Raw genomic sequence first — 14,527 nt, forward strand, 5'->3', positions numbered from 1 at the left:
ATTAAGCCGCTTTACGAGCGTCTTTAACTAGCTTTGCTACGCGATCTGAAAGAGCCGCGCCTTGGCCTACCCAGTGATCAACACGGGCAAGGTCTAGACGAAGTTTTTCTTCCTGACCAGCAGCAATAGGGTTAAAGAAACCTACTTTCTCGATGAAACGACCGTCACGCGAGAAACGGCTATCCGCAACCACAATTTGATAGAAAGGACGCTTCTTAGCGCCACCACGTTGCAAACGAATAGTTACCATACCGTCCTCTAAATAGATTGACTGTTTTCATTAATAAGTGAAACTTCCCCATACAGGGAAGCTCGGGAATTGTACGAATTTTTTGCCACAATGCAAGTAAGAACTGCATTAAATACGTGGTTTGTGTGGGTTAAATGATGATCTTGGCTTTTGAGCTGCCGCTAAGGGCCGGTTTGTTCAGCGTATGTCGTCAAGTAATAACCCATAAATAAGGCCATCAAAACGCTGGCCCTGCTTCACTATTGCTTGCCTTAGCTGTCCTTCGAGGACAAAGCCACAGCGCGCTAACAGCGCCTGAGAAGCTTTATTCCCCGCAAATACGACTGCATGCAGGCGCAGTAAATCAGTTCCATGAGCGAGCTTGTTTAATAGCTGTTGCAGCGCTTCACTCGCAAAGCCTTGGTGCCAATAAGGCTGACCCAGCCAATAACCTACCTCAGCTGATTTAGCATACTCGAACTGCCCCACTGTGGCGCTGATACAGCCAATCAACTCATTATCGTGCTCAATGGCGTAAATGTGCTCGCTTTGAGCGCCCTCTCGAACCCACCAACTGGCATCCGCCTCAGTGTAAGGATAAGGGATTTTGGGCGATAAGAAACGTTGTACCTGGGCATTATTGAGCAAAGACACTAACGCGTGCTCATCGCCTTGGACAAAACGACGTAAGCTAATCGCCATAACCACTGCCAATAGCACTAAAAGGCATCGCCAGTTCAAGTTCGGGAACTTGCCTGCCTATCCATGCGGGAAAGGTATTGCTGTTCGGCCCTGGAAAGAGCGTGTATTCGTTTTCCCATGGATACTGCTTCGCAGCAGCTTGGATTTTAGGGATAAGCTCCGCTGCTTTGGCGCCGCTAACCACATGAAATTTATCAGGCTTAGCACCGTACCAGTAACGATCAGGTGTGGATGTTTTATAGCTGCGCAAAGCCGGTCGACCTTGGTCCACGCCCCAGCCAACCACTTCATACACTGTATACTGCTGTGCCCCCTGCTCTTTTATTGCAAGCCAAGTATGCACGGCAAACCAACCACGCCAGCTGAATGCATCAGCAGCATAAAACTCAATCACCGCCCCCGGCTCACTCACCGGCTGCGCAATACCCGCACTTTCACGACTGGCAGTACGCCAATCCGTGCTTGTACAGCCAACCAATACCCAAAAGAGCATGGTAATAATGAGCGCTCTCATATCAACCTCGCTTGTTACATTGATATAGAACCTACTATTTCACCGCTCAACGCGCTTTGCAACGCAAAAAAAAAGCGCGACGGTTGTCACGCTTTTTTTATATAACGCATTGGCTCAGAACTTAGGGCCGCCGGGACCACCCATCATTCCTGGTGGCATCATCCCTTTCATGCCGCGCATCATTTTCATCATGCCGCCTTTGCCTTTCATCTTTTTCATCATTTTCTGCATCTGTGTAAATTGCTTCAGCAGCTTGTTGATGTCTTGTACTTGTGTGCCAGAGCCCGCAGCAATACGCTTTTTGCGTGAGCCTTTAATAATTTCCGGACGCGCGCGCTCTTTCGGTGTCATGGAGTTGATAATGGCTTCCATTTGCACAAATGTTTTGTCGTTAACTTGCCCTTTTACTCCTTCAGGTAAGTTACTCATGCCTGGCAACTTATCAAGCATGGACATCATGCCACCCATGTTTTTCATTTGTCGCAGTTGGTCAGCAAAGTCCTCTAATGTAAAGCCGCTGCCTTTAAAGACCTTGTCCGCTACTTTTGCAGCTTTGTCTTTATCGACCTTCATTTCCACTTCTTCGATAAGAGACAAAACGTCGCCCATACCGAGAATACGCGACGCGACACGATCGGGGTGGAACGGCTCTAGAGCATCGCTACGCTCACCAACACCGATAAACTTAATGGGTTTACCGGTAATATGGCGAATCGATAGCGCGGCACCACCACGGGCATCACCATCGGTCTTGGTTAAGATCACGCCACTAAGTGGCAGTGCTTCATCAAAAGCTTTCGCGGTATTCGCCGCATCCTGACCGGTCATGGAATCAACCACGAACAGCGTTTCAATTGGGTTAATAGCGCTGTGCAGTGCTTTAATCTCGCTCATCATGTCTTCATCAACGTGAAGACGACCGGCGGTATCCACTAACACCACATCAATAAACTTTTTCTTGGCGTGAGCAATGGCGCCATTGGCGATATCAACTGGGTCTTGCGAGGTATCGCTGGGAAAAAACTCGACATCTACTTCAGATGCTAGAGTTTCAAGCTGTTTAATTGCCGCTGGTCGATAAATATCGGCACTCACCACCAATACCGACTTTTTCTTGCGCTCTTTTAGAAACTTCGCCAACTTGCCAACACTGGTGGTTTTACCCGCCCCTTGTAAGCCAGCCATCATAATGACTGCCGGCGGCTGGGCATTGAGGTTAAGTTCTTCGTTAGCCTCGCCCATGGCTTTTTCAAGCTCTTCACGGACTATTTTGACAAACACTTGGCCAGGAGTCAGGCTTTTAGTCACCTCTGTGCCAACGGCACGCTCTTTGACTTGCTTGACGAAATCACGAACAACGGGCAAAGCGACGTCAGCTTCAAGCAAAGCCATACGCACTTCACGCAGCGTCTCTTTAATATTGTCTTCAGTGAGGCGGCCACGGCCACTGATGGTTTTTAGGGTCTTCCCTAATCGTTCCTGCAGATTTTCAAACATCGCTAACGATTCCGTTGCTACTTACATTTTCGCCGATTATAACTGAAAGCGGGGGGCAAATCCCAGCACCAAGTGCAAAGCAAAGGCAATTAGATCTAGGCAAGCGTGTTCGCTTTAAATACAATGGCTTCTTGATGGAATAATAACTACGAGCAAAAAAGGTCATCATGCTGATTACAATTTTGACACTGTTGAGTTGTGCTTTTTACGGTGCTGCTACCGCGCACGTATTGTCTCGCTTGTTTGATGCCAAAGGCCCATCGCAAAAAACTACGGTGATCCTCAGTACGCTTGCGATTTTGACGCACATGGTGTTGCTCGTAAATGCGGTATTCACCACCCAAGGCCAAGACCTATCTTTTATTAATGTATCGCTGCTGACCTGCTGGGTTATCGTATTATCAGTGACCGCTGTGTCACTGCGCTTTCCTGCCACCTTATTGCTACCTGTCGTGTATGGGTTTGCCACTATTTTATTATTCGCTAGCCTATTTATGCCGCACGATATCATCGTGCAAAGTATTCGCCTGGAAATTGGGTTAGTGACACATATCTCTATTTCACTGCTGGCTTATTGCGTGCTGGTGATTGCTACCTTGTATGCGGTGCAGTTTTATTTCATCGACAAACGCCTTAAACGCAAAGACCTAGCCATTGTATACAGCCACCTGCCACCGCTGATGGTGGTCGAACGGCAACTTTACCAATTAGTGTTTGTTGGCACAGCTTTGTTGAGCCTCGCCCTGCTCTCTGGGTTTGTATTCCTAGATTCCATGCTGGCTATTGAAAACGCGCATAAAACGGTGCTTTCCATTATCGCCTGGGGGGTATTTTTAGCCGTTGTTATTGGCCGCAAGCTGCGAGGTTGGCGCGGCAAATCCTCTGTGATCACCATTATGGTCGGTGCCGGCCTACTCACTCTTGCCTATTTTGGCAGTCGCTTTGTCCAAGAAGTAATATTGCAGCGTTTTTAAGCAATTACTTTATCTTCAGGGCAAGTTCACTTGACTACGCGCGGCGAGTGCCGCTTAATATACCTTGATTTTTAATAGAAGGATCCTTCTTTGGACGACATATCGACGAGTACGTTGTTTATCATTCTAGCAATACTGATCGTACTCTCCGCATACTTCTCTAGCTCCGAAACTGGGATGTTGTCGATAAATAAATTTCGACTACGCCACCTAGAAAAACAAAAACACGCCGGAGCCACGCGAGTCAGCAGCCTACTCAAGCGCCCTGATCGCCTTATCGGCTTGATCCTTATTGGCAATAACCTTGTTAATATTGCGGCCTCTTCAGTGGCCACGATTATTGGTATTCGCCTGTTTGGCGATGTTGTCGGCTTAGCGGTGGCCACTTTTGGGTTGACCTTTATTTTATTGGTTTTTGCAGAGGTGACTCCGAAAACCATTGCCGCCCTGTACCCAGAGAAAATCGCCTTTCCAAGCTCGCTGATTCTTAAAAATTTGCTGCGCTTAACTTTGCCTTTTGTGATTGCTCTAAACTGGATCACTAACGGTTTGTTGCGTCTGCTCGGCTTTAGCCCAGAGCAAATGGAAGAGCACAGCCTTTCTAAAGAAGAGCTGAAAACCGTGGTAAGTGAAGCCGGGGCCATGTTGCCAGCCAAGCACAAAAGCATGCTGACGTCGATTTTAGACCTTGAGCAGGTCACCGTGGAGGACATTATGATCCCGCGTAATGAAATTAACGCCATTGATGTTAATGATGACTGGAAGGCGATCAGTAAGCAGCTTACCAATTTGCAGCACACCCGGGTGCTTTTATATCGTGACCAAATCGATGATGCCGTGGGCTTTATTCATGCTCGAGACGCACTTCGTCTACTCACCAAAGAGCAGTTTAATAAGTCGTCGCTGCTTCGCGCAGTAAGGGAGATTTACTTTATTCCCGAAGGCACCTCTTTGAATACCCAGTTACACAAGTTTCAGCAGGTTAAAGAGCGTATTGGCTTGGTTGTTGACGAATATGGTGATATTCAAGGTCTAGTCACACTTGAGGATATTCTCGAAGAAGTGGTTGGCGACTTCACCACCACACAAACCCGACCACCAAGCGAGGAAGTCAGTGAGCAGGACGATGGCTCAGTGCTAGTTGATGGTGGTGCTAATATTCGTGATCTCAATAAAGAAATGGGTTGGCACCTTCCCCAAGATGGGCCAAAAACTCTCAGCGGCCTGATTGTCGAATATTTAGAAGATATTCCCGACGCCAATTTAGGGCTTAAAATTGAGGGCTACCCGATTGAGGTCATGGAAGTAAAAGAAAACATGATTAAGCTGGTACGTGTGCTCCCACAGCAGCGCCGCAAGAAGTCTAAAGACTAGCCGTCCTTTTAGGGCTGCTACCTTTCCTGGTAGCAGCCTCTGTCCATGTTCAACCAACCTAAAAGTCCGCAAAGCGATAAAAAGACCCACAAACCAAATCGGTTTTTAATCTGACTGTGTTTGTGGTCGCCGAGAAATGCCCCTTAAGGAGTCATGCTCGCTTTCAGCGCCCAACATATACTTAGACATTATCCTTTGCCTTTGCTAACTTCATGACTTTATGGATAAATAATATGCACTAGGCCAGGTATACAGGCAGTACATAGTTAAATAGCAAGGAAGCGATATGAAGATACATGAATTAGATGGCTTTGCAGTGACAGGTTTTTTGGCTCGCACGACGAATGAAAACGAAGCCACCCCTACTCGAGCAAAGATTAGCAACCTTTGGGCTAAGTTCAACACAAGTGCAGCTCCACACCTAACCGGTCAATCAAGAATATTTGGTTTATACACAAACTATGACTCTGATTTTACTGGGGCTTTTGATGTGATCGCGTGCTCGGACACATTATCACCAAACATGATATCAGAATTGATACATGCCGAAGTTCGTTCAGGTAAGTACCTCATTTTTTCATCAGATGGTGAAATGCCACAAGCAGTTATAAAACTTTGGCGCGAAGTTTGGCACTATTTCAATTCACCTAATTGCCCCTATCAAAGAGCCTATACAACAGATTTTGAGTACTATAAAAATGATACTGAAGTAGATATTTATATTGCATTAAAATGAGCATAAACAGCCGGTAAGCCTAGCAATAACTGGCTGCAATAATGTTAGTTAATAATTTCAACTGCAGCGCTAACTCTTCACGCCCTACGGCGAATTATAATAAAAAATAATGCTCAGATTAGGAGTCTAGGTTGGAAATTAGAAAGCTGAATGCCTTGCGAGGGTTCGCTGCACTTATTGTTTTCTTTACACATTTCAGTGATATAACCCTCTGGCTTGACGGCGCACTAGGAGGTGGCTCCGGTGCCTATGGGGTGATGCTATTCTTTTTACTAAGCGGCTTTTTGATGGCATACCTTTATTTAGGTAAAGAGTTCAATCGCACTAACCTCACGCGCTATTTATTGGCCCGAGCAGCAAGAGTGCTGCCCTTGTACCTAGCTGTGGTGTTTACCTCGTTCATACTCGCTAAGAACGGGAATGACAGCCTATATAACATACCTGATGTCAACGCCTTACTCGGCCACTTGCTATTTATTCACGGCGAGAGCGTGCTTTGGACTATTCCACCTGAAATACACTTTTATGTGGTTTTTATTGCTTTTTGGATGCTGGCTAAAAACAGAACAGGCTATATTTATCTCGCTATTGTGGCGGTAATGATTGTGCTGTTTTTTACCAACTTTCCGAGGATTTATGGCGATATTTATGGAATACCCTATAACCTCTTTAGCATATTGCGTACCTTACCTTTCTTTTTTGTGGGTGTGATTTTGGGCTTACTGTACCCCACCCTAAAAGTGCCTAACTACATGCGAAAGCACCGCTTTGTAATGGTTCTTCTGTTAATACCGCTTATGTATCCACAATTCACTCCGCTAACCAGCGGCGATGAAAGACGAATGTGGCTAAGCTACGAAGTGTTACTAGTTATGAGCACGGTATTCTTTTGCGTCGTATTTCTTGTCCCTGATAACAATATTGTACTCGCCAATCGCCTTGGTGATTTCATCGGCAAAACCTCCTATTCGCTATACCTGCTGCATATGCCCATTATTATGCAGGTAAATAAGTTAGCGTTAACTGTTGAGCTCAAACTCATTGTCGCCTTAGCACTAAGCATAATGGTGGCCTACTTGTCATACCGATACTTCGAGCAACCTATCGCCAAGCGTATTCGTCACCTCACAGCGTCCAAAGCACAGGATGCGCCTATGCGCGCCAGTTAAACTATTGTCTATTATGGAGACGACCTTGAGTTATTTACTGTATTTTATTCTTATCGTTACATGCGCTACAGGGCTCGCAAACGAGCCCTTTGAAATACCAAGAAGTGCAGTTATCGAATTAACAGAGCCTGCGAGCAAACGGGTATACCCTGTATTTATAAAGCTGCCTCACTCCTATGCGATAAACAAAGATAAGAAGTATCCCGTTATTTATCTGATGGATGCCTGGTATAGCTTTCAGATTGCTTCAGGTGCTACACGCTTTCCGATGAACAGCGGCACAATGAAAGAGGCTATCATTGTGGGGATATCCTATTCACGAGGCTCAAAAGGCCCATCTAGTCGAATAAGAGACTACACTCCGGTGCAAGCCACAAATTGGAAGTTTCAAACTGGCCATGCTGATGGTCATGCTAAGTTTATCCGCGAGAGCGTCTTCGCCTATATTGAGCAGAACTACCGAACCCTCCCCTCACAACGCACCTTTGTGGGACACTCATTAGGGGGGTTGTTTGGCGCCTATATCCTGTTCAATTACCCTGATATGTTCAGCAGTTATATAATCGGTAGCCCATCGGTATGGTTTGCCAATAACGTTATTTTACACTCATCTGTGATAAAACCTCGTTTACCAACCAAGGTCTATGTATCAGTGGGCAGCTTGGAACAGCCAAAGTATGGAGAAAAGCAGCATATGGTGGCTGGGGCGCAAAAACTAATAGAGAAAATGACCGCTGAATGCGGAAAAAATACGACGATTAAGTTTCGCATTATTGAAGGGGCTAAACACGCGACAGCGTTTCCGAGCACCTTGATCCAAGGATTGGACTGGATTTATGCGCAGCAATAAATGAGCAACGACAGTAGCACTGGCTAAACTTGTAGTAATGAAAACAAAGGAGAAGGCTTATGCAAGGCAGCTGCTTATGCGCACAGGTACGCTTCGAAATAAAAGGTGAGTTCAGTCATTTCTATTTATGTCACTGCAGTCACTGCCGCAAAAACAGTGGGTCGGCGCACGGAGCAAACTTGTTCTCAAACTCGGCTACACTAACTTGGTTATCAGGTGAGCCGTTGGTAAGACATTACCAAACCCCACACAGCGCTCACTGCAAAAGCTTTTGTAGTCGGTGTGGCTCGGCATTACCCATGTATCAACAACAAGGAGACTTACTCGTTGTTCCTGCAGGCTCGCTCGACGATGACCCTAATATCAATGTCACAGCACATATTTTTTACGCCGATAAAGCGCGCTGGGAGAAGGGCTTTGAAGATATCCAGCGCTTCAGTGGTGCTCCTAAGTTGCAGCAATCAGAAGAATAAGCGCTCAAACCAGTTCTTATCTAACTCCTCTTCGCAGCGCTTAAGCTGAACCGCGTAGCGACTGGCACGACGTTTCACTTTATTCGCGGCGCGCATTAACCAAGCCTTACTGCGATAGGTGCCGCGTTTATAACCGCCCCACCCTTCGTGATAGTTAAGGTATTGAGCATACGCATCCCACTTCGAAATGCCGTTAATCTGATGTGTTTTCCACACAAACCACGCCATAAAATCGATTGCATCGTCAAAATCGTCACGATCAGCGCCGCCGTTATCGGTTTCACGTGTGTAATCTTCCCAGGTCATGGTCTTTGCCTGTGAGTAACCATAGGCGTCACTGGCACGACCTGTGGGGATGATCCATAAGAAATATTCCATGGGCGGGGCAGCATCATGACGAAAGGAGCTCTCTTGATACATCATCGCCATTAACACATGTTTAGGTGAGCCCCAGCGCTCTTGTGCGTCCTTGGCATCAAAATACCAATCTTCTTTCTCTTCAAAAATCTTGCAGATATCATCGGGTTGCTTAGGTGGCGCGGTCGCACATCCAGCAAGTATAAACAGGGTAAAAATAAGCGATAAATTTTTTTTCATTTATTTTGAACTTAATCCGCAAGCCTGAGTCTGAACTTATGAATGCAGCAGTTTAGCATTGTTTCATCCCTGTAGAATAATTTGCGCGGCTACCTTAGCCGCGCTTTTTTTATGCCTCTACCTTTTCCACCGCAAAGTATTCATCTAAAAAGGCTTCAAAGCTCACAGTGTCTTCCTGCTCCACCTGCTGTTGTGCCTTAACTGACAGCTCAGCTTGCTCAGCTAAATGTGCGTCGTCAAAGCATTGGTACTGCCACTGACTATGAGCGTCGCTGTAACGTTGTGCCAATTGCAAGGCAAACTGACCATTGTCAACATCATCACTGAGCAGTTGTTGTAGGTAGCGCCCTGATATGGTCTTACTAGGATCGCTCACCCAGCTCTGTAGCTCAGCAATGGTATGCTGATAAACATCGCTGCCATGCGCTTGGTCCATATACTCAGCAACTTTCGCAAGGTCGGTAAAAATATCCTCAGCCCATTGCTGCAAAGAGACAGACTCGTCACCGCGTTGCAACTGCAATTGCGGATCGCGGCCTTGATTGACCACCCGATCGAGGTTCTCTTGTGTCTGGCCTTGCTCCTGCCAATCCATGTGCGGCGATGCCTTTAATAAGCAGTAGGTCAAAAACACATCCAAGAAACGAATTTGCGTTAAATCGATGCCGGTATCCGCAAAGGGGTTCACATCCAAGGCGCGAATTTCGATGTATTCAATGCCGCCGCGCAATAACGCCTGCGTTGGCTTCTCGCCAGAGCGAGCATTGCGTTTCGGGCGGATAGGCGAGTAAAACTCGTTTTCAATTTGCAGAATATTTTTATTTAATTGCTGCGGTTTTGGTGCATGGTAATCATCAAGATGCTGGTACAACTCAGAAGGTGAGTTGATCGCGCTCTTTAAGCCGGCAACATATTCCTCCAATGAGTTATACATTACCCGCAAGCTCGATTGGGCGCTATTAGTGTAACCCAAATCACCTAACCGCAGGGCGGTACCATGCTCGAGGTATAGGCTACCTTTACCAAGCTTTTTAAACGGTAGTGAGGTTTCTTGCCCTTCTAAAAAGGAGCCGCACAATGCCGGTGAAGCACCAAATAAATAGCTAATTAACCACAATTCGCGTTTAAAGTTACGAATTAACCCTAAGTAATTGTCGGAAATAAAAGACTGTAAGTCACCACTTTGCCCAGCTAAACCCTGCAAGGTTTGCCAAAACGTTTGCGGATAAGAGATATTGAAATGCACCCCGGCTATGGCCTGCATCATACTGCCGTAGCGGTTTTTTAACCCCTCTCGGTATAGCGTTTTCATACGACCGACATTGGATGAGCCGAATTGCGCCAACGGGATTTCATCTTGGCTTTGGATATAACACGGCATACTCACTGGCCACAATAATTCATCTTCGAGTTGCGCAAGAGTGAACTTTTGTAGGTCACGCAACTGAGCCAATGTTTCCTCAGGATCGGTGCTTACTGGGGTAATGAATTCAAGTAAAGCTTCAGAAAAATCGGTGGTGATCATCGAGTTGGTTAAGGCACAACCAATCGCCACTGGGTGGGGCTTTGTCGATAACCCGCCGCTGCGATTGGTACGCAGCGCCTCGCGCTCAATACCCCGAACAATGCCGACAATTGCGGCTTGATTTTCAGCGGACGACAATTCGCTAAGACGCTGATTTAATTGTGTACAAGTCAAAAAATACTACCTCTAGCCAAGCGGCTTAATTCTGTTGTTATGGGGTGCGCTGCCAAATACTCAAGTCCAAGGCAGTAAAATAACTTTCTCTTTGCTGCTATTTTGCTCTAAGCGCTGATGCGCCATGCCCGCCGCCGAGAGCGGCATAGTGCAGTGATCCAGCGCTAAGTGACCTTGGCGATACCACTGATAAATACGTTTGAGCTGGGCATTGTTTTTAACCACCAGCACGGCGCATGCAGTCACTCCTTGCTCATTGGCCGCAGCAATAATCTCTTTTTGTGACAATGTCGGGATAGTGACTACACGACTGTGTGCACTTAATCCTTGTAAACAACGCTTCCCGACCTCCAGGCCCACAACATCGAGCAAATAACCCTTACGTTGCTCAGCCACAAACTGGTCATAACTCATTTGCTGAGCGCAAGAAGCGACACTTTTTGGCAGCTCACTGCGGCTAATAGCAACAACTTGGTACCCCATTCGCGCGGCAATTTGTGCAGCTAACGAGCCGACTGTGCCATTAGCACCATTAATGTAAATGGGCTGACTTTTTGGACAGGCGAGCGCCGAGAGCGCTTGGAAGGCCGTTAACCCTGCCAAACACAGACCGGATAGCACCACATCTTCATTCACCGCATCGACTTTAATGAGTTCGTTTTCACGGGCCAAACAATACTGTGCATAGGTCCCTGGCTGGGTGGCAAAGCCAACCATACCCATTACCTTATCACCCTTTTTAAGCGTTTTTACCGCCTCACCACAGGCGACCACCTCGCCAAACAGATCATAGCCTAAGCTCATAGGCAGGTGATGTTTGTTTTGCTCTGCCGCAAAGCCGATACCGGCGCGGGTTTTTACATCAATGGGGTTAATAGCGGTGCTCAGCACCTTGATAAGTAACTCATGCTCACCGGGCTTTGGCCGCGATAGGGTCACTGGTTTTAGCACCCCTGGCTCACCAAAAGCATGAATGACCATAGCTTGGTATCCGTGTTCCATAGCTAACACTATTGTTGAATGATTGCTCCTAAACCTATATTGACATTACCACTGCATGGACACAATAAAAAAGGCGACAAATTATTGCCGCCTTTCGTATGAGTTATAACTGACCTTTATTTACAGCTAAATAAAAAGCCTTGCTCGTCAGCATCGATGGAAATCAAGTTGCCATCAGCCAACTCACCCGCCAACAGCTTCTGCGCCAGTGGGTTTTCAATGGCCTGCTGGATAGCCCGTTTTAAAGGTCGAGCACCATAGACCGGATCGAACCCGCCCTCGGCCAGCTTAGCTAATGCCGCATCGGTGATTTCCAACAGGTAGCCTTTTTCAGTGAGCCGCTCGTGCAACTTCGCCAACTGAATATCAGCAATCTGCTTGATGTGCTCTCCGGCTAGTGGGTGGAATACCACGGTTTCATCAATACGGTTTATAAACTCTGGCCTAAATTGCTGCGCCAGCACCATCATCACTTTGTCTTTCAATGTGGCGTAATCATTATTCCCAGCTTGCTCTTGGATCACATCCGAGCCCAAGTTAGAAGTCATAATGATCACCGTGTTTTTAAAGTCCACGGTGCGCCCTTGCCCGTCAGTGAGACGACCATCATCCAATACCTGTAGCAAGATATTGAATACGTCTGGGTGCGCCTTCTCCACTTCGTCAAGCAGTACCACCGAGTAAGGACGACGGCGCACAGCCTCGGTGAGGTAGCCGCCCTCTTCATAACCAACATAGCCCGGAGGCGCACCGACCAAACGCGCCACTGAATGTTTCTCCATAAACTCTGACATATCGATACGAACCATGGCATCTTCGGTGTCAAACATCAGTTGCGCCAATGCTTTGGTAAGCTCGGTTTTACCCACCCCTGTAGGGCCCAAGAATAAGAATGAGCCTATGGGTCGATTGGGATCAGCTAATCCTGCGCGAGAGCGACGGATGGCATTGGCAACAGCGGTGACCGCTTCGTCTTGGCCGATAACGCGCTGGTGCAGCTCGTCTTCCATCTGTAGCAGCTTCTCACGCTCGCCCTGAAGCATTTTCGCCACTGGAATACCAGTCCAGCGTGAGAGGATCTCGGCAATTTCGTCTTCACCCACTTTATTACGCAGCAAATTCATATCTTGCATTTCAACTTGCGAGGCAAGGTCTAATTTGCGCTCCAGCTCGGGAATTCGGCCGTACTGAAGTTCCGACATTCGCTGTAGATCACTAGCTCGACGTGCCACCTCTAAGTCCAAACGCGCTTGCTCCAGCTCCGCTTTAATCACTTGAGTGCCTTGCAGCGAGGCCTTTTCCGCGTTCCATACTTCGTCCAACTCAGCATATTCACTTTCCAGCTCTTGGATCAGCTCCTGCATTTCCTCACGGCGCTTTTGGCTGGCCTCGTCCTTTTCTTTAGCTAAGGCATTGTCTTCAAGTTTCAACTGAATGATGCGCCGCTCAAGGCGGTCCAACTGCTCTGGCTTAGAGTCAATTTGTAAACGAATGGAAGAGCCCGCCTCGTCTATTAAGTCGATGGCTTTATCGGGCAATTGCCGGTCGCTAATATAACGGTGCGATAAATTCGCCGCTGCAACGATCGCCGGATCGGTGATTTCCACAGAATGGTGCAGCTCATAGCGCTCTTTTAACCCACGCAAAATGGCAATGGTGTCTTCAACACTCGGCTCATTTACCAATACCTTTTGAAAACGGCGCTCTAAAGCCGCATCTTTTTCTATATATTGACGGTACTCGTCTAACGTCGTCGCCCCAACACAGTGCAATTCACCTCGGGCTAGCGCCGGTTTAAGCATATTGCCGGCATCCATGGCACCATCGGTCTTGCCGGCGCCGACCATGGTATGAATTTCATCGATAAAGAGGATAATTTGCCCCTCTTCTTTAGCCAGCTCATTCAAGACTGATTTAAGACGCTCCTCAAATTCGCCACGGTATTTAGCTCCGGCCACTAAGGCGCCCAAATCGAGCGATAGCACGCGCTTATTCTTAAGACCTTCAGGAACCTCACCGTTTACGATACGCTGCGCTAGGCCCTCAACTATCGCCGTTTTACCAACGCCCGGTTCACCAATTAACACAGGGTTGTTTTTAGTGCGCCGTTGTAACACTTGCACGGTGCGACGGATTTCCTCGTCACGACCAATAACGGGATCAAGCTTGCCTTGCTCAGCCCGCTCGGTGAGATCGATGGTGAATTTCTCAAGCGCCTGACGAGTGTCTTCAGCGTTGGGGTCATCCACTTTTTGCCCGCCGCGCAGTGCGTCTATGGCTTTTTCCACCTTACCTGTGGTGATATTTAGAGCTTTAAAAATCTCTCCTAAAGGCCCTTTATCTTCACAGGCAGCCAGTACGAACAGCTCGCTGGAAATATATTTGTCTTTACGCTTTTGCGCATATTTGTCGCATAAGTTCAGCAATGACACCATGTTATTGGACAATTGCACGTCGCCACCGACGCCCTCCACTTTAAACAACTTCTCAATTTCTTGAGAAAGCTTGGTGTTGAGCTCATCAGCGCTGACGCCTGCTTGCGCAAAAAGAGCACGCACACTCGAGCCTGTTTGCTGCAATAGTGCGTACATTAGGTGTACGGGTTCAATAAATTGATGATCGCGACCGAGTGCTAATGATTGAGCATCGGAGAGCGCTTGCTGAAATTTACTGGTAAATCTATCTAAACGCATCTGTTTGTTTCCACTAAA

The 14,527-nt window shown here is 47.3% G+C and carries 14 protein-coding genes; 6 read left to right on the forward strand and 8 right to left on the reverse strand.

Going from position 1 to position 14,527, the window contains the following annotated elements:
* Position 1: 1 nt before the first annotated feature.
* The 4 genes from rpsP to ffh form a co-directional block, all read right to left on the reverse strand.
* The gene (gene rpsP, locus EXT46_RS11560) at positions 2-250 is read right to left on the reverse strand and encodes a 30S ribosomal protein S16 (protein WP_022945755.1); all 249 of its coding nucleotides are present in this window, start codon (positions 248-250) and stop codon (positions 2-4) included.
* A 177-nt stretch (positions 251-427) separates the two neighbouring features.
* Positions 428-931 (reverse strand): GNAT family protein, encoded by a 504-nt coding sequence (locus EXT46_RS11565; protein WP_130147393.1) that lies wholly within the window; start codon positions 929-931, stop codon positions 428-430.
* Positions 921-1,445 carry a DUF3750 domain-containing protein gene (locus EXT46_RS11570; protein WP_053910303.1) on the reverse strand — a complete coding sequence of 175 codons (525 nt, stop codon included), beginning with the start codon at positions 1,443-1,445 and terminating at the stop codon, positions 921-923. Before EXT46_RS11570 ends, EXT46_RS11565 begins: the two co-directional genes overlap by 11 nt.
* Before the next feature lie 114 nt (positions 1,446-1,559).
* Complete coding sequence (gene ffh / locus EXT46_RS11575) at positions 1,560-2,942, reverse strand: signal recognition particle protein (protein ID WP_022945758.1); 1,383 nt, start codon at positions 2,940-2,942, stop codon at positions 1,560-1,562.
* Positions 2,943-3,109: 167 nt separating this feature from the next.
* Here ffh and ccsA point away from each other — a divergent pair, with 167 nt between their 5' ends.
* From ccsA to EXT46_RS11605, 6 genes are all read left to right on the forward strand, one after another.
* Complete coding sequence (gene ccsA / locus EXT46_RS11580; protein ID WP_022945759.1) at positions 3,110-3,916, forward strand: cytochrome c biogenesis protein CcsA; 807 nt, start codon at positions 3,110-3,112, stop codon at positions 3,914-3,916.
* 90 nt (positions 3,917-4,006) lie between these two features.
* The gene (locus EXT46_RS11585; RefSeq protein WP_130147395.1) at positions 4,007-5,290 is read left to right on the forward strand and encodes an HlyC/CorC family transporter; all 1,284 of its coding nucleotides are present in this window, start codon (positions 4,007-4,009) and stop codon (positions 5,288-5,290) included.
* A gap of 286 nt (positions 5,291-5,576) precedes the next feature.
* Positions 5,577-6,026, forward strand: a complete 450-nt coding sequence (locus EXT46_RS11590; RefSeq protein WP_130147397.1) for a GyrI-like domain-containing protein — start codon at positions 5,577-5,579, stop codon at positions 6,024-6,026.
* A 131-nt stretch (positions 6,027-6,157) separates the two neighbouring features.
* The gene (locus tag EXT46_RS11595) at positions 6,158-7,195 is read left to right on the forward strand and encodes an acyltransferase (protein WP_130147399.1); all 1,038 of its coding nucleotides are present in this window, start codon (positions 6,158-6,160) and stop codon (positions 7,193-7,195) included.
* A gap of 25 nt (positions 7,196-7,220) precedes the next feature.
* The gene (locus EXT46_RS11600) at positions 7,221-8,045 is read left to right on the forward strand and encodes an alpha/beta hydrolase-fold protein (RefSeq protein ID WP_240701127.1); all 825 of its coding nucleotides are present in this window, start codon (positions 7,221-7,223) and stop codon (positions 8,043-8,045) included.
* 59 nt (positions 8,046-8,104) lie between these two features.
* Complete coding sequence (locus EXT46_RS11605) at positions 8,105-8,518, forward strand: GFA family protein (RefSeq protein WP_130147401.1); 414 nt, start codon at positions 8,105-8,107, stop codon at positions 8,516-8,518.
* Here EXT46_RS11605 and EXT46_RS11610 read toward each other — a convergent pair.
* The 4 genes from EXT46_RS11610 to clpB all read right to left on the reverse strand — a co-directional run bounded on the left by EXT46_RS11610 (position 8,507) and on the right by clpB (position 14,509).
* Complete coding sequence (locus tag EXT46_RS11610) at positions 8,507-9,115, reverse strand: transglycosylase SLT domain-containing protein (RefSeq protein ID WP_022945765.1); 609 nt, start codon at positions 9,113-9,115, stop codon at positions 8,507-8,509. The genes EXT46_RS11605 and EXT46_RS11610 overlap by 12 nt on opposite strands.
* 109 nt (positions 9,116-9,224) lie before the next feature.
* On the reverse strand, positions 9,225-10,814 hold the full coding sequence (gene gshA / locus EXT46_RS11615; RefSeq protein ID WP_130147403.1) for a glutamate--cysteine ligase: 1,590 nt from the start codon (positions 10,812-10,814) through the stop codon (positions 9,225-9,227).
* Between the two features lie 60 nt (positions 10,815-10,874).
* On the reverse strand, positions 10,875-11,816 hold the full coding sequence (locus tag EXT46_RS11620; RefSeq protein ID WP_130147405.1) for an NADP-dependent oxidoreductase: 942 nt from the start codon (positions 11,814-11,816) through the stop codon (positions 10,875-10,877).
* Positions 11,817-11,932: 116 nt separating this feature from the next.
* Positions 11,933-14,509 carry an ATP-dependent chaperone ClpB gene (gene clpB / locus EXT46_RS11625; RefSeq protein WP_130147407.1) on the reverse strand — a complete coding sequence of 859 codons (2,577 nt, stop codon included), beginning with the start codon at positions 14,507-14,509 and terminating at the stop codon, positions 11,933-11,935.
* Positions 14,510-14,527 lie beyond the last annotated feature (18 nt).

The sequence above is a fragment of the Pseudoalteromonas sp. CO325X genome (assembly GCF_004208955.1).
Taxonomy (GTDB): Bacteria; Pseudomonadota; Gammaproteobacteria; order Enterobacterales; family Alteromonadaceae; genus Pseudoalteromonas; species Pseudoalteromonas ruthenica.

Bases quoted from the DNA above. Each gene is read 5' to 3' on its own strand.
- EXT46_RS11590 (WP_130147397.1), top strand. From the start codon at position 5,577: ATGAAGATACATGAATTAGATGGCTTTGCAGTGACAGGTTTTTTGGCT.
- clpB (WP_130147407.1), bottom strand. From the start codon at position 14,509: ATGCGTTTAGATAGATTTACCAGTAAATTTCAGCAAGCGCTCTCCGAT.
- EXT46_RS11570 (WP_053910303.1), bottom strand. From the start codon at position 1,445: ATGAGAGCGCTCATTATTACCATGCTCTTTTGGGTATTGGTTGGCTGT.
- ffh (WP_022945758.1), bottom strand. From the start codon at position 2,942: ATGTTTGAAAATCTGCAGGAACGATTAGGGAAGACCCTAAAAACCATC.
- EXT46_RS11610 (WP_022945765.1), bottom strand. From the start codon at position 9,115: ATGAAAAAAAATTTATCGCTTATTTTTACCCTGTTTATACTTGCTGGA.
- ccsA (WP_022945759.1), top strand. From the start codon at position 3,110: ATGCTGATTACAATTTTGACACTGTTGAGTTGTGCTTTTTACGGTGCT.
- rpsP (WP_022945755.1), bottom strand. From the start codon at position 250: ATGGTAACTATTCGTTTGCAACGTGGTGGCGCTAAGAAGCGTCCTTTC.
- EXT46_RS11620 (WP_130147405.1), bottom strand. From the start codon at position 11,816: ATGGAACACGGATACCAAGCTATGGTCATTCATGCTTTTGGTGAGCCA.
- EXT46_RS11605 (WP_130147401.1), top strand. From the start codon at position 8,105: ATGCAAGGCAGCTGCTTATGCGCACAGGTACGCTTCGAAATAAAAGGT.
- EXT46_RS11565 (WP_130147393.1), bottom strand. From the start codon at position 931: ATGGCGATTAGCTTACGTCGTTTTGTCCAAGGCGATGAGCACGCGTTA.